Raw genomic sequence first — 21489 nt, 5'->3', positions numbered from 1 at the left:
AGAAATTGGTGAACGATCCCCAGTACGACATCGTTATTCTCGGTGGTGGTTCGGGCGGTTACGCGGCCGCGTTGCGTGGCGCTCAGCTTGGGCTAAAGGTGGCCCTCATTGAGGCCGACAAGCTCGGTGGCACGTGCCTGCACCGCGGCTGCATTCCGACTAAGGCCCTACTCCACGCCGCTGAAACCGCCGACGCGGTGCGCGAAAGCGCCGCCTTTGGGGTCCGCTCGGCCTTCGAGGGCATCGATATGGCGGGCGTCAACAGCTACAAAGACGGCGTAATCTCGCGTCTCTACAAGGGCCTGCAGGGTCTGGTGAAGTCGCGGGGAGTGGACTACGTCCAGGGCTGGGGCGTAGTCAAGGACGCACACACGGTGCAGGTGGGAGACCAGCAGGTCACGGGCAAGAACCTGGTGCTGGCCTCGGGCTCCTACTCCAAGTCCCTACCGGGCCTGGAAATCGGCGGCCGGGTGCTGACCTCGGAGCAGGCCTTGGCCCTGGACTATGTGCCGCAGCGCGTAGTCGTGCTGGGAGGCGGGGTCATCGGGTGCGAGTTCGCCTCGGTGTGGAACTCTTTTGGCGCCAAAGTCACCATTTTGGAGGGCCTGCCCCACTTGGTACCCAACGAGGAGGAGGTCATCTCTAAGGCGCTGGAGCGGGCCTTCCGCAAGCGCGGCATTGACTTCCACCTGGGGACCCGGTTTGCGGGGGTGGAGCAGCACGCCGATGGCATCGTCGCCCGGACCGAGGATGGCAAACAGGTCGAGGCCGACCTACTGCTGGTGGCTGTCGGGCGTGGCCCGGCTACCGCCAACCTCGGCTATGAGGAGCTCGGGTTGCGGATGGACCGCGGCTTCGTGCTCACCGACGAGCGCCTGGCCACCAATGTGCCGGGAGTTTACGCCGTGGGCGACATCGTGCCGGGCCTGCAACTGGCGCACCGCGGATTCCAGCAGGGCATCTTCGTGGCAGAAGAGATCGCGGGCCTCAACCCGCAACCATTGGTGGAGTCCAGCATTCCGCGCGTTACCTACTGCGAACCGGAGATCGCCTCAGTGGGGCTTACCGAGAAGCAGGCGCGGGAGAAGTTCGGTGACGCCGTGCAGACCGTCGAATACAACTTGGGCGGCAACGGCAAATCCCAGATTCTGGCCACCACCGGCTTCATTAAGCTGGTGCGGCAGGCTGACGGCCCGATTGTTGGCTTCCATGCGATTGGGGCGCGCGTAGGCGAACTGGTCGGTGAGGGGCAGCTGTTGGTGTCGTGGGAGGCCTACCCGGAGGACCTCTCGCCCCTCATTCACGCCCACCCGACCCAAAACGAAGCGCTTGGCGAGGCTGGCTTGGCTTTGGTCGGCAAGCCTTTGCACGCCCACAACTGACCACCTAGGAGACGATTTTCATGTCCGAATCAGTAAAGATGCCCGCCCTAGGCGAGTCGGTCACCGAGGGCACGGTCACCCGCTGGCTCAAGGCCGTCGGCGACCAAGTAGCGGTGGACGAACCCCTGCTGGAGGTCTCCACCGACAAGGTCGACACCGAGGTCCCCTCCCCGATCGCGGGTGTGCTGGAGCAGATTTTGGTGCCTGAGGACACCGATGTGGCCGTCGGCACCGACCTAGCAATCATTGGTGACGGTTCTGGCAGTGGTGCCGCGGCGGCGCAGGCCCCGGCTGCTGAAGCCGCGGCGGCTGAAGTCCCGGCCCCAGCCGCGGAGCCCCCGGCTGCCGCAGCCCCCTCCCCCGCACCGCAGCCTGCGACGCCGGATGCCGCGGGCACCGAGGTCCTGATGCCCGCCCTAGGCGAGTCGGTCACCGAGGGCACGGTCACCCGCTGGCTCAAGGCCGTCGGCGACCAGGTGGCGGTGGACGAACCCCTGCTGGAGGTCTCCACCGACAAGGTTGACACCGAGGTCCCCTCGCCGACTGCAGGCACCCTGTTGGAAATTCGTGTAGCGGAAGACGCTGACGCTGCCGTGGGGGACGTGCTGGCAGTTATTGGCACCCAGGCTGCTGCCCCCGTCGCTGCCCCGGCACCGGCCGCGCCCGCCGCCTCCACCCCGGTCGCCTCCGCTGCTCCGGCACCCGCACCGGCCCCGGCGCCCGCACCGGCTCCAGCACCGGCACCTGCGGCCGCCCCGGCCACACCCGCGCCCGCCGCAGGTGGGGCTGGTGGCTACGTCACGCCGATCGTGCGCAGGCTCGCGGCTGAGAAGGGCGTGGACCTGTCCACTGTCACTGGCACCGGCATCGGCGGGCGTATTCGCAAGGAAGATGTCCTGCAGGCTGCCGAAGCCCAGTCGCAGGCCGCGGCAGCCCCAGCGCCCGCGGCGAGCCCGTCCGCCCCTGCCGAGAAGAAGGCTGCCGCTGTCCCGGCGGTCGACACGCTGCTGCGGGGCAAGACCGAAAAGATGACGCGACTGCGGCAGGTCATCGCCGAACGCATGATGACTTCGCTGCAGACCTCGGCCCAGTTGACCACCGTGGTGGAGGTGGATGTCACACGCGTGGCGGCCGTGCGAGCCAAGGCCAAGGCGAAGTTCGAGGCTGCTGAGGGCACCAAGCTGACGTTCCTGCCGTTCTTCATCAAGGCCGCGACCGAGGCGCTGAAGGCTCACCCGAAGATCAACGCCACGATCGACGGGAAGGAAGTTAAGTACCACGCGGTGGAGAACATCGGCATTGCGGTCGACACCCCCCGCGGGCTGTTGGTGCCGGTAATCAAGGAGGCTGGTGACCTCACCCTGGGCGGCATCGCCAAGAAGCTCAACGACTTGGCGGCCCGCACCCGGGAAGGCGCGGTGGGTCCCGACGAGCTGTCCGGTTCGACCTTCACCATCACCAACACCGGTTCGGGTGGGGCCCTGTTTGACACCCCGATCATCAACTCCCCCGAGGTGGCGATCCTGGGGGTCGGCACGATCGTGAAGCGGCCGATGGTGGTCAAGGACGCGGAGGGCAACGAGATGATCGGCATCCGCTCGATGGTCTACCTGGCGCTCAGCTACGACCACCGTCTCATCGATGGGGCCGATGCCGCGCGTTACCTGATGACGGTGAAGAAGCGCCTGGAAGAAGGCGCCTTCGAGGCCGAGGCCGGGCTGGCCTAACCGGCTGCACCGCCCGGGCGCTTGCGCCCACTGGTGGGGGAACAGGTACTTACCTGTTCCCCCACCGGCGTTAAGGGGAGATCACCGCCCAGACTTTGCCATCTCTCAGCTCGAATTCGACTGCCACGGCGGGCAGTGCGGGCAGCACTCGCCACGCCTGCCCGGCCCGCCGCTCTTGCATCTCCTGCTGCACCAACAGCGCTGTCACGTGCGTATCGTCGCGCTGACGGCACTGGGTGACTGCGGTGTGCAAGTGGCGGTATTCAGTACCGTCACGCTGCAATTCCCGCAACATATCCGCATCCGCCTGGGCGGCTGGAGAGCCGGGCACACTGACGGAAGCCAGCGCGGCGGGATCCTGGGCCACAACGGCCGCATCCCGCCGCGCGGTCAGTTCGCGGACTAAGTCACACAGCGGTTCCGCGGTAGGCACAGGGGGAGTAGTGAAGCTCGCCGCCGCAGGGGAAGAGGCGGGCCTGGTGGGCGGAGCAGGCCCGTGAGGACGAGCAGGACTACCGGTGTCGGCTACCGCCGAGGCAGGAGGATGCGTGGGACCGGACGGCGCCAGCGCAGCATTGGGGCTGGCCCCCGGCGCGAGCGCCACTGCCAAGAACACCAAGGCTCCCACGACCGCCAAGGTGCCGCCAATGCCGCGCACAGCTACCCATACGTCGCGCCGGCCGGGCGGGCGCGTGCTGGCGGCCTCGCCGTGCTTCCTGGCGGTGTCCGCCGGTGGCTGGCGGCGACCCGGGCCCCTGCCCGCCCGCACCCGCTGCCAGGTAGGCGTGGCTGCATCTGCCGGACCGGGGTCCGTCTGTCGGCCGTTACCGGTTGCCGTACCCGTGGGTTTTGCGGTGGCCCCACTCGGCGGCCGCTGCCCACTTCGGGCCCGCCTCCCCCGGCGTTGGCGCCCCGCCTCCTGCCGCCGAAATCTACGCCCCAAGGGGCGGGCGGGGCGCTGCCCCCGTTCAGTTACCTGTAGCAAGGCGGCCCGGCGGAGGGCCTGCGCGGCCAGGACGTCGGCATCGGCCACCTGTAGTGGCTGCCTGCCCGCACTTATCTCCCCTGCCCGCACCATGAGCTGGTCTATGTCTGGCCGCTCGGTGGCGATGGGGCGCAACCAGGGGGCCAACACCTGGGCACAGGTCGCACCGAACTCGCTTTCCGCTCCTCCCGCAGCCTGCACCACGAGGCAGGCTAGAGCATAGAGATCCGCCGCCGGGGCCACTGGCTGGTCGCCGTGCGTCCCTGCCGCCACTTCCGGGGCGGCAAAGCCGACGGTCCCTCTCTCCCCTACCCCTCCCCCGAACCAGTCGAGCAGTTGCACCGCACCGTCAGGGCCCACCAACACATTGGCGGGAGATATGTCACCGTGGGTCATTCCTGCCTGGTGCAGGGCGCGCAGACCAGCCGACAGCTCGGACAGCAGGTAGGCGCACTCGGGTGGGCTCAGCGCCGCGCGGCCAGCCAGCAGGGTGGCCAGGTCCTGGCCCGGCAGGTGCCTACTGACCACCGCTACCCGTCCGTCAGCCAGTGTGTGCACCTCCACGATCGCGGCCACGGCCCGATGCGCCACTTCTACAGCGGCCGCATGCCGTTCAGCCAGTGCCGTCCCCCAGGCCGCCGACCGCAATGTGATGACCACTTCGCAGCGCAAAGCCAGCGACCACGCCGACCATGCCACGCCGCCCGCGCCGGTGCCCACCGGCTCACCTAGTTCGTAGCCCGGAATCTCCATGATGCTAGTTCAGTCCAGTTCGTGTCGGTTGGCAAGGAAAATAGGTGGCCTGTGGATAAGCAGCCTAAAGTAGGGCCGTGCACGTTGAGACTTTGGACCTAGGCAAGCGCCTGGTGGACTACCACGAGGCGTGGCAGCGGCAGCGGCAGGTGCACGCCGCGGTGGTGGCGGGCCACCATCCGGACACCCTGCTGTTAGTGGAACACCCCAGCGTCTATACCGCCGGGCGCCGCACCGCCCACTACGACCGCCCCACCGACGGCACTGAGGTGATCGACGTCGACCGCGGCGGGCGTATCACCTGGCACGGACCAGGTCAGCTCGTGGTCTACCCCATAATTAAATTGCGACCCCCGCTTGATGTGGTGGCTTATGTGCGGGCCCTGGAAGCAGCAGTCATTGAGGTGTGCACGCAGCTGGGGGTGCCGACCGACCGGGTGGCAGACCGAACCGGCGTGTGGGTCAAGGCCGACGAGCGCGGCCGGGACCGCAAGGTGTGTGCCATTGGGGTGCGCACTGCCCGCCACGTGACCATGCACGGCATTGCTCTAAACTGCAATCCGGACCTCTCTCGTTTTGGCCTAATCGTGCCGTGCGGTATCAGCGACGCCGATGTGACGTCTCTCAGTCAGGAGTTGGCGCGGAATGTGCCGATTGCGGAAGTAGTTGAGCCGGTGACGGAGGCGCTCCAGCGCCACCTGACCCCCTTGACGGCGGCATTTGCCCAGCCTGAAATCTCGAAGGAGACATCGTGACCATTGCCCCAGAGGGCCGCAAGCTTTTGCGCGTGGAGGCCCGCAATGCCGCCACCCCGATCGAAAGCAAGCCTGCCTGGATCCGGACCCGCGCGGTCACCGGTCCCGGCTATGAGGGCGTACGCTCCCTGGCGCGGGGCGCCAAGCTACACACGGTGTGCGAAGAAGCTGGCTGCCCCAACATCTACGAGTGCTGGGAAGACCGGGAGGCCACATTCCTCATCGGCGGCGATGTGTGCACCCGCCGCTGCGACTTTTGCCAGATAGCCACGGGCCGCCCAAGCAGCTACGACCGTGATGAACCACGCCGGGTCGCCGAGTCGGTCCGCGAGATGCAGCTGCGCTACGCCACGGTAACCGGGGTGGCACGCGACGACCTGCCCGACGGAGCCGCCTGGCTGTACGCGGAAACGTGCCGACAAATCCATGCCCTCAACCCCGGCACCGGGGTCGAGTTGTTGGTCGACGACTTCCGGGGCTCTACCTCGGCCGCGGCCGAGGTCTATGCCGCCCGTCCGGAGGTATTTGCGCACAACCTGGAGACGATACCGCGCATCTTTAAGCAGATCCGTCCCGCCTTTAAATACGAGCGTTCCCTGGAGATGATCGCGGGGGCCTCGGCCGCCGGCTTGGTCACGAAGTCAAACCTGATCCTCGGTTTGGGCGAGACCACCGACGAAGTGGAACAGACCATGCGGGACCTGCACGCCGCCAACTGCGACTTGCTGACCATCACGCAGTACCTCCGCCCCTCCCCCTTGCATCACCCGATTGCCCGCTGGGTCAAGCCCACCGAGTTCGTGCGGCTACGCGACATGGCGCTGGAGATCGGTTTTGCGGGGGTCATGGCGGGCCCGCTGGTGCGCTCTTCCTACCGAGCCGGTCACCTGTGGGGACAGGCGATGGCCCGCAAGGGCTGGACGGTGCCAGACAACCTCAAGCACTTGACGCAGCCGACCACCATGCGCCAGGAGGCCGAGTTCCTGGTGCAAGCCGGATACGCCGAGGCGGGGACGGACGAAGTGGCGGTGGCACGCCGGTAGACTCCTCCTATGGCCAAATCTGATACTTCTGCCACCCCACCCAAGAAACAGCGCTGGTATCACAATCTGCGCGACGCTTACCGGATTGCCAAACGCACCTACCCGTTTATTGCGTGGCTGGTGCCGCTGATCTTGCTGGGCATGCCGGTGCTGGGGGCGGTGCTGGGATGGCTTGCTAATGACTCCCTCGGTTACGCCATCTACTGGGGGGTGTTGGGCCTGCTGACCGGGGCAGTGGCGGCGATGGCGGTGCTGTCCATCTTCGCGCGACGGGCGGCCTTCACCCAGCTGGAGGGGATGCAGGGAGCCGTCTCGGCGGTCCTGGAGCAGATTCGGCGCGGGTGGTCCATCGAGTCGCAACCGGCGGCGGTCTCCCCCAAGACCCAGGACATCGTGTGGCGAGCGGTGGGTGCTGCGGGGGTGGTGCTGATCTCGGAAGGGTCGGCTGCCCGCGTGGAGCGCCTGCTGGAGGACGAGGCCAAGAAGGTGCGTCGGGTGGCCCCCAATGTGCCAGTGCACCTGCTGCAATCTGGCCGGGAGGAAGGGCAAATCCCGCTGGCCAAGCTCATGCGCGCCATGTCAGCATTGACGCGCCAGACGCCCCGCAAGCAGCGATTGACCAAGGCAGAGATCCCGGCGGTGTCCAAGCGGCTGCGTGCCCTGCAGTCCAGGACGGGCTTGCCGGTACCCAAGGGCGTGGACCCGTTCAAAGCGCGCCCCGACCGCAAGGGCATGCGCGGACGCTGACCTTCTCTTTAAAACTCCTTGACCTGCGGCCCATCGATGCGGGCCGCAGGTCGCTTTTTCTGATCTCTTGTCGCCAAACTCACACGGCCGTGCATGGATTCGCATACTATGCGGCAAAGAGTTCATCTACTCGAGGAGTTTTCCATGAACCGCAAGCCGCGTCTCTTCGCCCTGATTTCGGCCGCTGCACTCGCGCTGGCTGCCTGCGGCTCCACCGACGAGGGCGCCGCCGCGTCCCCAGACGGTGACGTTCGTTTTGACGTATCGACAGTCAAGAAAGTCGACGAAATTGCGGCCTTGCTGCCGCCGGAGATCGCCGAAGCCGGGGTGCTGAAGATCGCCTCTGCCACCGACTACGCCCCCGCCGAGTTCCGGGCCGAAGACGGCCAGACGCCCGTTGGTTACGACATTGAGCTCATCAAGGCCATTGGCAACGTCCTGGGGGTCAAGGCGGAGGTGACCCACGCCCAGTTCGATTCCATCATTCCGGCGGTCGGCACCAAGTTCGATGCCTCGATCTCGTCCTTCACCATCACCGACGAACGCATCAAGGTCGTCAACATGATCGAGTACATCGAGGTGGGCTCGGCCTACGCGGTGCAAAAGGGCAACCCCAAGGGCTTTGACCCGGCCAACCCGTGCGGTAAGCGGATCGCGGTGCAAACCGGCACCTACCAAGACGAAGCTTTGGAGAAGCTCAGCGCCGAAAAGTGCTCCTCCTCCCCCATCGAAATCGTGAAGTACGACGCCCAATCTGAGGCCACCACCAACCTGGTCGGTGGGGCGTTGGATTCCTTCTACGCCGACTCACAGGTGGTGGGCTACGCAATCACCCTGACGGATAACCAGCTGGAGCAGGTCGGGGAAGTGGAAGACTCCGCACCGCAGGGCATCATCGTCTCCCAACAAAACCCTGAACTGACAAAGGCACTCGCCGCGGCCCTCCAACACCTCATGGACGACGGGACGTGGACCAAGATCCTGGAGGCATGGGGATCGGCTGATGCCGCCTTGCCCAAGGCAACCGTGCGGTCGGCCCAATGAGCCACCGGAAGGACGGCGTCGACCTCATCCACGCAGTCCCAGTTCCCCGCCCCTCCCGCTGGATAAGCGCGTTCATTGTCGGATTGTTGGCACTGTTCATTGCGTCCTCTCTCTATTCCAATCCGAACTACAAGTGGGAAGTGGTGGGCCGCAACCTGCTAAACCCCAAGATTGTCTCGGGCGTGGGCTGGACACTGCTGTTGACCTTTGCCGCCATGACGATGGGAATCGTGCTGGCGATCGTTGCGGCAATCATGCGCTCGTCGTCTAACCCAGTGTTGCGGGGCGTGAGCTGGGGCTACATCTGGTTCTTCCGGGGCACCCCCATTTACACGCAGCTGACATTCTGGGGCCTGATCGGCACCATCTATCCCTCCATCTCGGTGGGCATCCCGTTCGGCGATCCGGCCTTTTCCTTCACCACCCCGCCGGTGCTACTCAACGCCATGGTGTTGGCCATCATCGGACTGGGACTAAACGAGGGCGCTTACCTGGCGGAAATCATGCGGGCGGGATTGAACTCCGTGGACCCCGGACAAACCGAGGCCGCCAAGGCCTTGGGCATGCGGCCAAGCCAAATCATGCGCCGCATAGTCCTGCCGCAGGCCATGCGGGTGATCGTCCCCCCGACGGGCAACGAGACAATCTCGATGCTGAAAACCACGTCCCTCGTGCTGGCCGTGCCCTTCACCCTGGAGCTGCAGTTTGCCGCACGTACCCTCGGCAACCGCGCTTTCCAACCGGTGCCGTACCTCATCGTGGCGGCCCTGTGGTACCTGCTGATCACCTCTATCTTGATGGTGGGGCAGTTCTACCTCGAACGGCACTTCGGCAAGGGCTTCGACGCTCGGTCAGCCAAACAGAAGATCTCCAAGCACGACCGCGCCGCCGCGATCGCCGCCGCCGATACTACAAAGCAAAATCCGTTCCTGGATGTGACGCCATGACACAACCGAAAGCGACACCGAAAGTCCTCTTGCAGGACGTCCACAAGTTCTTTGGTGACGTGCACGTGCTGCGCGGCATCGACTTGACTATCGAGCCCGGCGAAGTGTGCGTGGTGCTCGGTCCTTCCGGCTCCGGCAAGTCCACGATGCTGCGCTGCATCAACCTGTTGGAGACCATTCAGGCGGGCAGCATCGAGGTCGACGGGGAGCTGATGGGCTACCGCTGGCGCACCAAAGGCGGCAAAAGGCGCTTGCACGAGCTGTCAGATAAGGAGCGGGCTCGGCAGCGTGCTCACATCGGCATGGTGTTCCAGCGGTTCAACCTCTTCCCGCATCTGACGGCGTTGGAGAACGTGATGGAAGCACCCGTGCGGGTGTTGGGCAAGTCACGCGACCAGGCGCGCCTGGACGCCGAGAAGCTCCTAGAGCGGGTCGGACTAGCCGACCGGGCAGACTACTATCCCGCGGAACTTTCCGGCGGCCAGCAGCAGCGCGTGGCCATCGCCCGGGCGTTGGCCATGGAGCCCGAGTTGATGCTTTTCGACGAACCCACCTCAGCCCTCGACCCGGAACTGGTGGGGGAAGTTCTTAGCGTCATGAAGGACCTCGCCGCCGCCGGTATGACGATGATCGTGGTGACGCACGAGGTCGGCTTCGCGCGGGAAGTCGCTGACAATGTCGTCTTCATGGACGGCGGGCAGGTGGTCGAAGCGGGTCCCCCACAGGAGGTCATCGACAACCCGCAGACCTTCCGCTTCCGCGATTTCCTCGGCAAGGTCCTGTAGTGCCGGGGCGGGGCGCCAGCGGTGCCCCGCCCCGCCTTCCCCTAGGCGGGGGCCGGGCGGGCCAGGAAGTGCTCCTCCACCAGGCGGCGGGCGTGGCGCGCGCGCCGCAGGTAGTCCTCTACCGCCGCCTGCGCGTTTGGCGGACTGTGGCCCAGCAGCACCGCTAGCTCCGTCAGCTCCCGGCCCGGCGGCGGCACGACGTCTAGCTTGGTGCCGCTCACCCGGCCAGTGGCCAGCACGCGTGCCGCCCGCACTCTGCTGGCCGCCCGCCAAGCCCGCGCCAACTCGTCGGCCACCGCTGCCTCGACAATGCCCGCCGCCTGCGCGGCCGCCAACGCCCCTAAGGTATCTTGGCGCCGCAGGCTTGGCACCTGATGCGCGTAGTCCAGCTGCAGCAATTGCACGGTCCACTCGACGTCGGTCAGTCCCCCCGGCCCGAGCTTGACGTGGCGGGCCGGCTGCACTCCGCGGGGCAGCCGCTCGGTTTCCATGCGGGCCTTGAGCCGTTTTATCGCCCGTCGTTCTTGCTCGGGCAGCCCGCCCGCCGGATAGCGCACCGGATCGATCATCTCCACGAACTCGGCCGCCAGCTCTGCCTCGCCCGCCACCGGACGAGCCCGCAAGAGAGCTTGCCGTTCCCAGGCCGCCGCCCAGTTGGTGTAGTAGTCCCGATAAGAGGCCAACGAGCGGGCCAACGGCCCGTTCTTGCCCTCGGGGCGCAAAGCGGCATCAACCACCACGCCCGGCTCCGGCCCGACGAAGCCGAGCAACTCCCGCACACGCGTAGCCAGCGTTATGGCCTCCTGGGCAGCTTCTTCCTCCGCTACCCCCGCCAAAGGCTCGAACACATGCATAACGTCGGCGTCCGAGGCGTAGCTGGACTCCCCGCCCCCAAACCGTCCCATCCCCACCACCAGGTGGCGAGCCCGCGGGGCAGCTATCTCGCGCAGTGCGATAGCAAACGCGCCGCGGACGGCCGCCTCCAGGCACGGGGCGATGATGGTGCGCGCGCGCTCCGGGTCGACTCCCTGCAGCACATCGGCCAGTGCCGCCCGCGTCAATTCCCGCCGTCGCACCGCCCGCACCGCTAGGGCGGCGTCCTCCGCCTGGTCGTGCCGCGCCAGGAGCGCGGTGGTCTCCTCCGCCAATTGGGCCGGGCTGCGCAGTTGCAGGTCGTCGGTGTCCAGCCACTGCACTGCCTCGGGCAGCCGGGGCAGGGCCTGCGCCACGTACAGGCTGGTGGCGAGCACCGTGCACAGGCGCCGGGCCGCCACCGAGGAGTCACGCAGCAGCCGCAAGTACCAGGAGGTCTCTCCCGCTGCCTCCGAGAGCTGCCGGAAGGCGAGCAGGCCCTGGTCCGGGCTGACGCAGTCAGCAAACCACCCAAGCATGACGGGCAACAACTGCCGTTGAATGGTGGCGCGGCGCGAAACCCCGTCGGTCAAGGCTCGCAGGTGATGCAGGGCCCCGCGCGGGTCCCGGTAGCCGATGGCAGCTAAGCGGGCCTGGGCAGCGGTGGCCTCCAGGGACAGATCGGCAGCGGTCAGTTGGGCGGTGGCGGGTAGCAGGGGACGGTAGAAGATTTCCTCGTGGAGCGCCCGCACCCGACTGCGCGTCACGGTCCACAAGTTCTCCACGTCTGCGTCGGTTGCCAGGTTTATGCCCCGGGCCAGGCGGCGCAGATCTTCCGGGCGGGTGGGCAGCAGGTGCGTGCGGCGCAAGCGGTGCAATTGGATGCGATGTTCCAGGAGCCGCAGGGTTTGGTAAGCGGTCGCCAACTCGGCGGCGGGCGCGCGGCCGATGAAACCGTGGCCGGCTAACTGCCGCAACGCGGTCAGCGTATCGGGGGCGTGTACGGGCGCGGCCCGGCCGTGTACCAGTTGCAGCAGTTGGACGGTGAACTCGACGTCCCGCAGGCCACCTGCTCCGAGTTTTATTTCTCGGTCGGCCGCCTGGGCAGGTAGGAGAGTTTCGACTCGTTGGCGCATAGCACGTGCCGAGTCCACAAACCCTTCGCGTTCAGCGGCCTGCCACACTAGTGGGGTCACCAGATCGATGAAGTCGGCACCCAGCTCGCTATCACCCGCTACGTGCCGCGCCTTCAGCAGGGCCTGGAACTCCCACGACTGGGCCCAACGGCGGTAGTAGCGCGCGTAGGAGTCCAGGGTGCGCACCAAGGCACCATTCTTACCTTCGGGCCGCAGATTGGCATCCAGCTGCCACAATTCAGGTTCCGGGCCCACCCCGCCAACAATCTTGGCGATGGTGGTGGCCAGGCGCGTGCCGAGGCGCACCGTGTCATCCTCGCTCGTCTCGGTCCCCGCGGGGGCAACAACGAACATGACATCGACGTCGGAGATGTAGTTGAGTTCCTGGGCGCCCGTTTTCCCCAAAGCAATGATCGCCAGGCGGATCTGCTGGGCGGGGTCGACCTCGGCGCGGGCAATTGCCAGGGCGCCACGTAAGGCCGCGTCGACGAGTGCCGCCATTTGTCGGCCGACTTGCGGCATGTGCGCCCGCGGGTCGGGAGCGGTCAAGTCCCCAACCGCGATGTGCAGCAGGGCTCGCCGATAGGCGCGCCGCAGGCAAGCGGTAGCCTGCGCCATCCCTCCGGGGGACGCCCCTGACGGGGTGGCCGCCCGCCACGCCTCAGCAACCTCGGCGAGCAGGGAGGGCCACGGCCGCGCCTGCAAGACCTCGCCAACATCGGCGGGATGCCTCACCAGGTGGTCACCGAGGGCCGCAGAAGCGCCGAGCAGCTGGCATAGCGGCCCGGCGCTTTGCGTTTGCCAAGCCGCCCGCAGTTGCGCCAGCTCGGCAGCGGGCAGGACCGACAGCAACCGCAGCAGCGCCAAGAGGGCTTGGTCGGGGTCGGCCGTGTCCGCCAACTCGGCCACCACGGCGGCGGAAGACACCTCCAACACCGCCAACGCGGGATCAGCCAACAGCCGGGCGGCCCGCGTGGTGTCCAGAAAACCGGCGGCCAGCAGGCGGGCGGTGGGGCTAGCTGACCGCACGCTCACCGCTCCGGCAGGAACTGGGCGCGCTCAAAGTCCGTGACCTGCCGCCGATACTCGTTCCACTCGTTTTCCTTGTTGCGCAATACGAATTCGAAGACCTCCTCCCCCAAGGTCTCCGCCACCAGATCCGAGGAGCGCATCTTGTCCAGGGCGTTGTGGAGGGAGGACGGCAGCGCCTCGATTCCCAAGGCCCGCCGTTCAGCGCCACTGAGGGACCACACGTCGTCCTCCGCCTCGGGGGCCAACTCGTAGCCTCCCTCTATGCCCGCCAGGCCGACCCGCAGCAGCACCGCCAGCGCCAAGTACGGGTTGGTGGCGGTGTCGGTGGCCCGGTATTCGACGCGGGTGGAGCTTTCCTTGCCGGGTTTATAGATGGGCACGCGCAGGAGAGCCGAACGGTTGTGGCGTCCCCAGCAAATGTAGCTCGGTGCTTCTCCCCCGCCCCAAAGTCGCTTGTAGGAGTTGACGTGTTGGTTGACGATGGCACTGATCTCGGCCGCGTGGGTGAGAATCCCCGCCATGAATTGGCGGCCCACGCGGGATAGGCCGTACTGGTCGCCGGGGTCGGTAAAGGCGTTGCGGTCCCCCTCGAAAAGGGACAGGTGCAGGTGCATGCCGTTGCCTGGATATTGCGCAAATGGCTTAGGCATGAACGTGGCGATAATGCCCTCCGATAGGGCCACTTCCTGAATGACGGCCCGGAAAGACATGATGTTGTCTGCGGTGGTCAGGGCGTCGGCGCTGCGCAGGTCGATCTCGTTTTGCCCCGGCCCGCCCTCGTGGTGGGAAAACTCCACCGGGATCCCAAACTCCTCGAGCTGCAAGATGGCCTGGCGGCGAAAATCAGTGTTACGACCGCGTGCCACGTGGTCGAAGTAGCCGCCGTTGTCTACGGGTTTGAGCTGCCCAGCTGAGTCCCGGTGCAGCAAATAAAACTCCAGTTCCGGATGCGCATGCAGCGTAAAACCCCGGTCTGCCGCGTGCGCCACGGCGCGCTGTAATACGCTGCGGGGGTCGGAGGCGGCCACGGTACCGTCCGGGTTGCGGATGCTACAAAACAGGCGCCCCACCCCTTCATCGGCGTCTCGCCACGGCACCATGGCGAACGTGGAGGCGTCCGGCCGCAGCAGCAGGTCGGATTCATAGATTCGGCTCATGCCCTGAATAGCCGAGCCGTCGAAGCCGATGCCCTCCTCGAAGGCCGATTCCAGCTCGTTGGCGGCTATCGCCACCGATTTCAGGGTGCCCGTCACGTCGGTGAACCACAGGCGCACAAACTCCACGTTGCGTTCGTGCACCAGGCGCAGCACGTGTTCCTGCTGCCGATCAAGCTGTCCATCCATGGGGCCAGGCTAGTCGGGTCGGCTCGCCCCGCCTAGCGCCCGGCGAGCCACGCCACAGCCGCCACCGCCCCACACCCCAGCCAGGCTCCCAAAATCCTGCGGGTCACCGTATCTTGGGCGAGTAACCCGGCCAGTTCACGCGCAGTGGCGTAGGGCAGATACCACCAGGTGGTTGGCGCACCGACGACGCGCACGCCCGGCCACAACTGGGCCGCCAGGCGGGCTGTGCGCACCGTGTGGAACGAGTTGGTAACTATCGCCACCTGGGCGGCGGGCACAGCAGCCAGCAGCTGGCGGCAATAGCCCAAGTTCTCCCGGGTGGTGGTGGCTTGGTCCTCCAACACGATGGCCGCGGGGGGCACACCTAACTGCGCAACCAGGTAGTGGGCCATAGCGCTGGCTTCACTGCACTCCTCATCCGGCCCCTGTCCACCGGTGACGCATATGCTGCCCTGCCCACCGGCGCGTCGCCACAAGTCGGCAGCGCGGCGTAACCGGGCCGCCAGGGCGCGGGACGGACGGCGGCCGACCAAGCCAGCACCGAGCACCACGAAGGTCCGGGCAGTCACCCGGCGGGGCCACCGACTCCGGAAACTGACGACGGCCAGCAAAGCTGCGTAGGCGACCCCAGCCGCCCATCCCCCGCCTGCGAGCGCGGCACCAACCAGCGCCCCGCCACTGGCAGGCAGGCGAGTCAGCAGCACTGGAACCCCCACCAAAGTGCTCACCAGTCCCCCAGCGAGCACCCCGGACGCAAGCGCCTGCCAGCTGGCTGTGACCCGGGCGCGGGTGGTGGGAGATGAGATACGCATGTTCCGCATTGTGGCAGGCTCCGCCCGCAAACTCGGCAATCTTGCACCGTGTGACACGTCTTGCGCCAGTCGTCTGATTACTTTGCCGACACGGAAAGGTAACCTGGTGATCGTCGCCACACGACAATGAGTCACAACCCCCTGGACAGTTAGTGCCGAACTTTCGGCACCAAACTGGCCCATAACAAGCAGATCGGAGAGTAAGTGACTAAAACTACTGACACCGCCGCAGCCATCGTTGCGGCTGTTGGTGGGGCGAGCAATATCGTCCACCTTTCACACTGCGCCACCCGGTTGCGGTTCGAGCTGGCGGATGCCTCCGGCATCTCCCAGGAAGAAGTGGAAGCCATTGACGGGGTGCTCGGCGCGGTCCCCCAAGGCGGAGACCGCTACCAGGTAATCATCGGCGGGGCGGTCGGCACCGTCTTCAACGAGATTAACGCGCTGCCGGAAATGTCCGGAGGCGGACTGTCGGACGCCGATGTCAAGGCAGCGGCCCGCGCCAAGGCCCGCGGCAAGAGCGCCCTGGTGGACTCGTTCTTCGAATTCCTGTCCGATTCGTTCCGTCCCATTCTTGGGGCCCTGCTTGGTGCATCCCTCATCATCACCTTCATGGCGCTGATGGGTTCCCTCGGCGTGATCGGCAACTGGGCCGACTCCCGCGTCGTGCTGCCACCCACCTGGCAGTTTGTGAACCTGATGTGGCAGTCGGTCTTCTACTTCCTGCCCCTCATGGTCGCCTACAACGCCACCAAGAAACTCGGCGCTGACCCGTGGGTGGGCTTTGCCTGCATGGCGGTGCTGCTGCTACCGGGTTTTGCCGGCCTGACCAATTCCCCGGCGGCGGAGACGATCAAGGTATTCGGCTCCGAAGTGAAGGTGCTGGAGCTCTTTGGCTTCCTGCCGTTGTCACTGCGTGACTACGGTTCCCAGGTCTTCCCACCCCTGCTGATGGCCGCCGTCTTGGCGCCGTTGTACAAGGGGCTGAAGCGGATCATCACGCCGAACCTGCAGCTCATCTTCGTGCCGTTCTTGACGATGCTGATCATGATTCCGCTGACGGCCTTCCTCATCGGCCCGCTCGGCATCTACGCCGGTGCCGGTATTGCGGCGGTGTTGAAGAGCATCAACGGCGTGTCGGCCCTGATCTTCGCGATTGTGGTGCCGCTGGCCTACCCGTTCATGGTGCCCTTGGGCCTGCACTGGCCTATCAACGCCATCATGCTGCTCAACATTAAGGAGTTGGGCTACGACTTCATCCAGGGTCCGATGGGGGCCTGGAACTTCGCCTGTTTCGGCGCAACCGCCGGGGTGCTGTTCCTGGCGGCACGCGACAAGGACACCCAGATGCGGCAGACCGCGACCGGGGCGCTCGCGGCCGGTCTGCTCGGGGGGATTTCCGAGCCCAGCCTCTACGGTATTCACCTGCGGTACAAGCGCATCTATCCGCGCATGCTCGTCGGGTGTGTCGTCGGGGGGCTGATCATTGGTTTGGGCGGCGGGGTCCACACCAAGGGCTTCGTCTTCACCTCGCTGCTGACCATCCCGGCGTTCGACAACATTCCGCTGTACGCCGCCGGGATCGCGTCCGCATTCGTGGTGGCGATGGTGCTGGTCATCGTCTCCGACTACCGCACCCCCGAGCAGCGCGCTGAGGTGCTGGCGCGCCGCGCCGCTGCCGACGCCGCGGGAACTGACAGCCCCGCAGCTGCCCCGGCCGCCGCCGCGACCGGCACCGCCCGGCCCAAGCCACCTGCCCAACAGCCGGGCGCTGTCACGATGGTGGCGGCACCGGTGGCGGGCCGCCTCCTGGCGATGTCCGACGTTCCTGACCCGGTCTTTGCCTCCGGCGCGGTTGGCCCGGGTGTGGGCATCGAACCCGAAGGTCAGATCGTGGTCACCGCTCCCGCTCCCGGCAAGGTAGCGATGGTGCAGAAGTCCGGCCACGCCATCGGGCTACTGCTCGACTCTGGCATTGAACTGCTGATTCACGTTGGCTTGGATACCGTGAACATGGACGGCGCAGGGTTCACCGTGCACGTTAAGCAGGGCCAGTATGTTGACACTGGTCAGGTCCTGATTGAGGCCGATCGTGAAGCGATCCTGGCCGCTGGCTACTCGCTAGTGACCCCCGTGTTGGTGACCAACGCCAAGAAGTTCGGCGCGGTCACCGTCACCGCGGAGGGCTCGGTATCGGCGGGCGCTGACCTGCTGCAGGTAGAAGCCAAGTCGGCCTAGCCGTCCTTACTGCCCCCAGCCGGGAGGGGTGGTTGCGGCCTGCGGGCCGCAACCACCCCTCCTCTTGTTCTCCGCTGGCGGCAGCAAGTGGGGGGCCCGCCGGTAGACGGGCCCCCCACTTACGCGGCACTGCTACAGCGGCAGCCCGCCCTCAGTGGGTGGGTCCAGCTGAATGGCGTTACCTGCGGGGCGCACGTCCTGCGGCACCCGCCCCGAGCTGGGGCCGGTATCGGCACGGTCGGCTTCGCGCGTGGCAGCCTGCACTTCTTGGCGGGCCTCGGCCAGTGCCTCCCGCGGGTCTTGCAGGCTCACTTCCTCCATTGCCGACGTGCCTCGCTCCTTGAACTGCACTCCTGTCGGTTCGTCCCCACTGGGAGAAACGGGGCCGAAAGCAGCGGTGATGGACGACAGGGCAGCGGTGAACTCGGTGGGCACCACCCAGATCTTGGACGACGTGCCGTTGGCGATCTGCGGCAGCGTCTGCAGGTACTGGTAGGCCAACAGTTTGGGGTCGGCGTTGCCGCGGTGGATGGCGTCGAAGACCTCCAGGATCGCCCGGGATTCACCTTCCGCCCGCAAAATGGCCGACTGGGCCTGCCCTTCGGCCTTCAAAATGGCGGACTGCTTCTCGCCTTCTGCGGTCAAAATAGCGGCCTGCTTGACCCCCTCGGCTTCCAGGATGGTGGCACGGCGGTCACGTTCGGCCCGCATCTGCTTCTCCATCGTTGCCTGCACCGAGGCCGGCGGATCGATGGCCTTCAACTCGACCCGGTTGACCCGGATGCCCCACCGGGACGTGGCCTCGTCCAGCACGCCGCGCAGTTGCCCATTGATCTGGTCGCGAGACGTCAGGGTCTCCTCCAGATCCATCGACCCAATGACGTTACGCAGCGTCGTCACGGTCAGCTGCTCAATGGCCGAGATGTAGTTAGCGATCTCGTAAGTGGCTGCCTTCGGGTCGGTGACCTGGTAGTAGATGACCGAGTCGATGGACACCACCAGGTTGTCGGAGGTGATGACTGGCTGCGGCGGAAACGAGACCACCTGTTCCCGCAAGTCAACCGCGGTGCGGACCCGATCCAGGAATGGGATCAGCAGGTGTAGCCCGGCGTACATCTCGCCCTGGAACTTACCCAGCCGCTCCACGATGATCGCCACGCCCTGCGGGACGATCTGCACCGCCCGGATCAACGAGACGACAATGAAAATAACGAGGGCGCCCAGAATAACCAATGCCAAGATGGCCAATGGGTTATCAGCTGGCATTTCACTTCCTTTCTGTGGCGGGTGCCACAATGGCGTAGGCGCCATCGATACGTAGCACCCGCAGTTTGGTCCCGGCCACTACCGGGGACGTTTCACTCTCCGCCAGCCGCGCACTCCACACCTCGGATCCCAAGCGGACCCGCCCGTCCGTGCGGTCGACCGCGGCGATGGCGATGGCGTCCCGTCCCACCAAGGCCTGGGCGTTGGTATTGATGTTGGGACCCGAGCGGGCCAAACTCCGCCGCAAAAACGGCCGTACCGCCAGGAGCAAGAGCACCGACACCACCGCGAAAACCACCACTTGGATGGTCAAATTGTCAACGAGTAGCGCCGCCCCCATTGCTGCCAGAGCGCCACCGGCAAACATGAGAAAAGTCAGGTCAACTACCAGCATCTCTATTACCCCCAGTACGAGGGCAGCCAGTAGCCACAAGAGCCACGCCATGGACTTAATCCTTCCTTCAATTTGCGGCTTTGGCGCGCCGAGCCGGTCTGGTGGTCGGGGCGGCCATCGCTACAAATCGTCCGTGTTGGTGCGTCACCAGTAAGGGAGTACCGTACGCTGCGGAAATATTCTCACTGGTGAGCACCTGTTCGATTCGTCCGCCAGAATGAACTTTGCCCTGCGACAGGATGAGGGCGTGGGTGGTGCCCCGCGGGATCTCCTCCACGTGATGGGTCACTATCACCACCACGGGTGCCCCGGGGTAGCTGGCCAGCTCGGTGAGAGCCGCCAGTAGCTGCTCGCGCCCCGCCAGGTCGAGACCGGCAGCCGGCTCGTCAAGAACCAGTAGTTCTGGGTCGGGCATGAGCGCCCGGGCGATGGCCACGCGTTGCTTCTCCCCGGAAGACAAGGTGCCGTAGGCCCGGTCCGCCAGGTGGGCCACGCCCAGTACCCGCAGCAGGTCGGTCACGCGCGCGTCGTCGATCTCTTCGCTTTCCTCCTTCCAGCGCCCCGTGGTGCCGTAGGCGCCGGTCAAGACGACGTCGCGAACCTGCTCGTGGGCGGGAATGAGGTCTGTCAGGGCACTGGAGGCAAACCCGATGCGTTGACGCAGCTCCCACACGTCGACGGCCCCCAAGCGCTCACCTAGCACCTCCACGCTCCCGGTAGAGGGAAATTCCCGGGCCGCCAGCATCCGCATGATCGTGGTCTTGCCGGCCCCGTTATGGCCGAGGACCACCCACCGTTGTCCCTGCTCTACCTCCCAGGTCACGTCGGTGAGGATCTGGGTGCCTGCTCGCCGAAAGCCGACGCCGTTTAGCCGTAAAACACTGGTCATGGCGTCACCCTACCCGCACGTGCACTTTGGCTTTACGCAACACTCAGGCCTGTAAGACCCGCTGGTAGAGGTCCACTGTCTGGTGGGCGATCTGCTGCCAGGTGAAGTGCCTCTCGACCCGCTGGCGACCCGCCTGCCCCATTTGGGCCGCTGTGGTGGGATCGGCCAACACTTGGACCAGGGCGGCAGCCAGATCCGCCTCGAAGGCTCGCGGATCGACCGGGGTGCCGGTGCCGTCAGGCACCTGATCAATTGGCACCAGCAGACCGGTCTTTCCATCGACAATAACCTCGGGGATTCCACCGGTGGCGGTACCAACTACCGGCAGATTAACCGCCATTGCCTCCAGGTTGACGATGCCCAGGGGTTCGTAGATGGAGGGGGTGACAAAAACGTTCGCCGCCGTCATGACGGCGATCAGCTCCCGCCGTGGCAACTTCTGCCCAATCCAGACAATGCCGTCACGTTTCTCGCGCAGCCGGTCCACCAGCTCCTTGACTTCCTGCTCAATATCGGGGGTGTCCGGCGCCCCGGCACACAGGATGAGCTGCACCTCGCTCGGCAGCTGCTCGGCCGCCCGCAGTAGATGAGGTAGGCCCTTTTGCCGCGTTATTCGACCGACAAAAACCACTCCCGGGCGGGTTTCGTCTATCCCCCATTTGCGACGCACTTGCGCCACAAATTCGGCGTCGGCCTCCCCCGGCGCTACCCAGTCTGTCAAGTCGATACCGTTGTGAATGACCTCGATCTTGTCTGGGTCCAGATGCGGGTAGGCGCGCAAAATGTCGTCACGCATCCCGCCGGAGACCGCGATGATGCGGGCGGCCGCCGTGTAGGCGGTGTGCTCGGCCCACAGCGACAGGCGATAGCCACCGCCCAGCTGCTCGGCCTTCCACGGGCGCAGCGGCTCCAACGAGTGGGCCGAGATCACGTGCGGCACATCGTGCAGCAAGCTGGCTAGGTGCCCGGCCAGGTTGGCGTACCAGGTGTGGGAATGCACCAGCTCCGTGCCCTCCACCCCGGCGGCCATCTGCAGATCGACCCCGAAAGTTTTCAAGGCCGGGTTGGCCTGCGCCAGCTCTGGCATGTCGGAGTAGCCGACGACCCCCGGCTCGTCCCGCTGCCCATCAAAGGTGTGGACCCGGACCTGCACCAGCGGCCGCAAGACCCTGGCCAGTTCCTCCACATGCACGCCCGCCCCTCCGTAAACGTGAGGCGGGTATTCCCGCGTCAGTAAATCGATCCGCATGGCACCTAACTCCTTTGCTGGCCTACAGGCTCAACGCTACCGGGCCCGGGACAGGTACAGGGAGCAATACAACCGGGAAATCTTGTCCGTCGTTTGCTGCCCGCAGGCTA

At 66.0% G+C, this 21489-nt stretch carries 17 protein-coding genes; 9 read left to right on the top strand and 8 right to left on the bottom strand.

Features of this window, described 5'->3' with window-relative positions:
• Positions 1-8 precede the first annotated feature (8 nt).
• Both lpdA and sucB read left to right on the top strand, forming a co-directional pair.
• On the top strand, positions 9-1382 hold the full coding sequence (gene lpdA / locus BSZ40_RS02060; RefSeq protein ID WP_073822843.1) for a dihydrolipoyl dehydrogenase: 1374 nt from the start codon (positions 9-11) through the stop codon (positions 1380-1382).
• Positions 1383-1402: 20 nt separating this feature from the next.
• Positions 1403-3109 (top strand): 2-oxoglutarate dehydrogenase, E2 component, dihydrolipoamide succinyltransferase, encoded by a 1707-nt coding sequence (sucB, locus tag BSZ40_RS02055; protein WP_073822841.1) that lies wholly within the window; start codon positions 1403-1405, stop codon positions 3107-3109.
• Between the two features lie 70 nt (positions 3110-3179).
• On the opposite strand, the gene BSZ40_RS02050 is transcribed toward sucB, so the two are convergent.
• Positions 3180-4847: a serine/threonine-protein kinase gene (locus BSZ40_RS02050; protein ID WP_073822839.1), complete on the bottom strand. Its 1668-nt coding sequence runs from the start codon at positions 4845-4847 to the stop codon at positions 3180-3182.
• A 77-nt stretch (positions 4848-4924) separates the two neighbouring features.
• On the opposite strand from BSZ40_RS02050, the gene lipB reads away from it, so the two are divergent.
• The 6 genes from lipB to BSZ40_RS02020 all read left to right on the top strand — a co-directional run bounded on the left by lipB (position 4925) and on the right by BSZ40_RS02020 (position 10168).
• Complete coding sequence (gene lipB, locus BSZ40_RS02045; RefSeq protein ID WP_073822837.1) at positions 4925-5602, top strand: lipoyl(octanoyl) transferase LipB; 678 nt, start codon at positions 4925-4927, stop codon at positions 5600-5602.
• A complete protein-coding gene (gene lipA, locus BSZ40_RS02040) occupies positions 5599-6645 on the top strand; it encodes a lipoyl synthase (RefSeq protein ID WP_073822835.1) in 1047 nt (348 codons plus the stop codon). Before lipB ends, lipA begins: the two co-directional genes overlap by 4 nt.
• A 9-nt stretch (positions 6646-6654) precedes the next feature.
• The gene (locus BSZ40_RS02035; protein ID WP_073822833.1) at positions 6655-7392 is read left to right on the top strand and encodes a DUF4191 domain-containing protein; all 738 of its coding nucleotides are present in this window, start codon (positions 6655-6657) and stop codon (positions 7390-7392) included.
• A 144-nt stretch (positions 7393-7536) separates the two neighbouring features.
• Positions 7537-8436, top strand: coding sequence for an ABC transporter substrate-binding protein (locus BSZ40_RS02030; RefSeq protein WP_073822831.1), 900 nt, complete (start codon positions 7537-7539; stop codon positions 8434-8436).
• Positions 8433-9383: an amino acid ABC transporter permease gene (locus BSZ40_RS02025; RefSeq protein WP_073822829.1), complete on the top strand. Its 951-nt coding sequence runs from the start codon at positions 8433-8435 to the stop codon at positions 9381-9383. The genes BSZ40_RS02030 and BSZ40_RS02025 overlap by 4 nt, the downstream gene beginning before the upstream one ends.
• On the top strand, positions 9380-10168 hold the full coding sequence (locus BSZ40_RS02020; RefSeq protein ID WP_073822827.1) for an amino acid ABC transporter ATP-binding protein: 789 nt from the start codon (positions 9380-9382) through the stop codon (positions 10166-10168). Before BSZ40_RS02025 ends, BSZ40_RS02020 begins: the two co-directional genes overlap by 4 nt.
• 41 nt (positions 10169-10209) lie before the next feature.
• Here BSZ40_RS02020 and BSZ40_RS02015 read toward each other — a convergent pair whose 3' ends face one another.
• Genes BSZ40_RS02015 through BSZ40_RS02005 form a run of 3 tightly spaced genes read right to left on the bottom strand, consistent with a single transcriptional unit; the run spans position 10210 to position 15343 of the window.
• The gene (locus BSZ40_RS02015) at positions 10210-13191 is read right to left on the bottom strand and encodes a bifunctional [glutamine synthetase] adenylyltransferase/[glutamine synthetase]-adenylyl-L-tyrosine phosphorylase (protein ID WP_073822825.1); all 2982 of its coding nucleotides are present in this window, start codon (positions 13189-13191) and stop codon (positions 10210-10212) included.
• Positions 13188-14531, bottom strand: a complete 1344-nt coding sequence (locus BSZ40_RS02010; protein WP_073822823.1) for a glutamine synthetase family protein — start codon at positions 14529-14531, stop codon at positions 13188-13190. Before BSZ40_RS02010 ends, BSZ40_RS02015 begins: the two co-directional genes overlap by 4 nt.
• A gap of 32 nt (positions 14532-14563) precedes the next feature.
• Positions 14564-15343, bottom strand: a complete 780-nt coding sequence (locus tag BSZ40_RS02005) for a YdcF family protein (protein ID WP_073822821.1) — start codon at positions 15341-15343, stop codon at positions 14564-14566.
• A 204-nt stretch (positions 15344-15547) separates the two neighbouring features.
• Between BSZ40_RS02005 and BSZ40_RS02000 the strand changes: the two genes are divergently transcribed.
• Positions 15548-17581 (top strand): glucose PTS transporter subunit IIA, encoded by a 2034-nt coding sequence (locus tag BSZ40_RS02000; RefSeq protein ID WP_073822819.1) that lies wholly within the window; start codon positions 15548-15550, stop codon positions 17579-17581.
• A 132-nt stretch (positions 17582-17713) separates the two neighbouring features.
• On the opposite strand, the gene BSZ40_RS01995 is transcribed toward BSZ40_RS02000, so the two are convergent.
• From BSZ40_RS01995 to glgA, 4 genes are read right to left on the bottom strand one after another with little or no spacing between them, the layout of a single operon-like run.
• A complete protein-coding gene (locus tag BSZ40_RS01995) occupies positions 17714-18847 on the bottom strand; it encodes an SPFH domain-containing protein (RefSeq protein ID WP_073822817.1) in 1134 nt (377 codons plus the stop codon).
• A gap of 1 nt (position 18848) precedes the next feature.
• Complete coding sequence (locus BSZ40_RS01990) at positions 18849-19292, bottom strand: NfeD family protein (protein ID WP_073822815.1); 444 nt, start codon at positions 19290-19292, stop codon at positions 18849-18851.
• 16 nt (positions 19293-19308) lie between these two features.
• Entirely contained in the window at positions 19309-20130 is an 822-nt protein-coding gene (locus BSZ40_RS01985; protein ID WP_073822813.1) for an ABC transporter ATP-binding protein, read from the bottom strand.
• 43 nt (positions 20131-20173) lie between these two features.
• Complete coding sequence (glgA, locus tag BSZ40_RS01980; RefSeq protein ID WP_073822811.1) at positions 20174-21379, bottom strand: glycogen synthase; 1206 nt, start codon at positions 21377-21379, stop codon at positions 20174-20176.
• Positions 21380-21489 lie beyond the last annotated feature (110 nt).

The sequence above is a fragment of the Buchananella hordeovulneris genome (assembly GCF_001907235.1).
Lineage (GTDB): Bacteria > Actinomycetota > Actinomycetes > Actinomycetales > Actinomycetaceae > Buchananella > Buchananella hordeovulneris.
Note: the sequence above shows the minus strand (reverse complement) of the source record. Positions and strands in the feature narration are given on the sequence as shown.

Excerpts from the sequence above, each read along its gene's own strand:
- BSZ40_RS02035 (WP_073822833.1), top strand. The coding sequence starts at position 6,655 with ATGGCCAAATCTGATACTTCTGCCACCCCACCCAAGAAACAGCGCTGG.
- BSZ40_RS01995 (WP_073822817.1), bottom strand. The coding sequence starts at position 18,847 with ATGCCAGCTGATAACCCATTGGCCATCTTGGCATTGGTTATTCTGGGC.
- BSZ40_RS01985 (WP_073822813.1), bottom strand. The coding sequence starts at position 20,130 with ATGACCAGTGTTTTACGGCTAAACGGCGTCGGCTTTCGGCGAGCAGGC.
- BSZ40_RS02005 (WP_073822821.1), bottom strand. The coding sequence starts at position 15,343 with ATGCGTATCTCATCTCCCACCACCCGCGCCCGGGTCACAGCCAGCTGG.
- BSZ40_RS01990 (WP_073822815.1), bottom strand. The coding sequence starts at position 19,292 with ATGGCGTGGCTCTTGTGGCTACTGGCTGCCCTCGTACTGGGGGTAATA.
- sucB (WP_073822841.1), top strand. The coding sequence starts at position 1,403 with ATGTCCGAATCAGTAAAGATGCCCGCCCTAGGCGAGTCGGTCACCGAG.
- glgA (WP_073822811.1), bottom strand. The coding sequence starts at position 21,379 with ATGCGGATCGATTTACTGACGCGGGAATACCCGCCTCACGTTTACGGA.
- BSZ40_RS02050 (WP_073822839.1), bottom strand. The coding sequence starts at position 4,847 with ATGGAGATTCCGGGCTACGAACTAGGTGAGCCGGTGGGCACCGGCGCG.
- BSZ40_RS02010 (WP_073822823.1), bottom strand. The coding sequence starts at position 14,531 with ATGGATGGACAGCTTGATCGGCAGCAGGAACACGTGCTGCGCCTGGTG.
- BSZ40_RS02020 (WP_073822827.1), top strand. The coding sequence starts at position 9,380 with ATGACACAACCGAAAGCGACACCGAAAGTCCTCTTGCAGGACGTCCAC.
- BSZ40_RS02030 (WP_073822831.1), top strand. The coding sequence starts at position 7,537 with ATGAACCGCAAGCCGCGTCTCTTCGCCCTGATTTCGGCCGCTGCACTC.
- BSZ40_RS02025 (WP_073822829.1), top strand. The coding sequence starts at position 8,433 with ATGAGCCACCGGAAGGACGGCGTCGACCTCATCCACGCAGTCCCAGTT.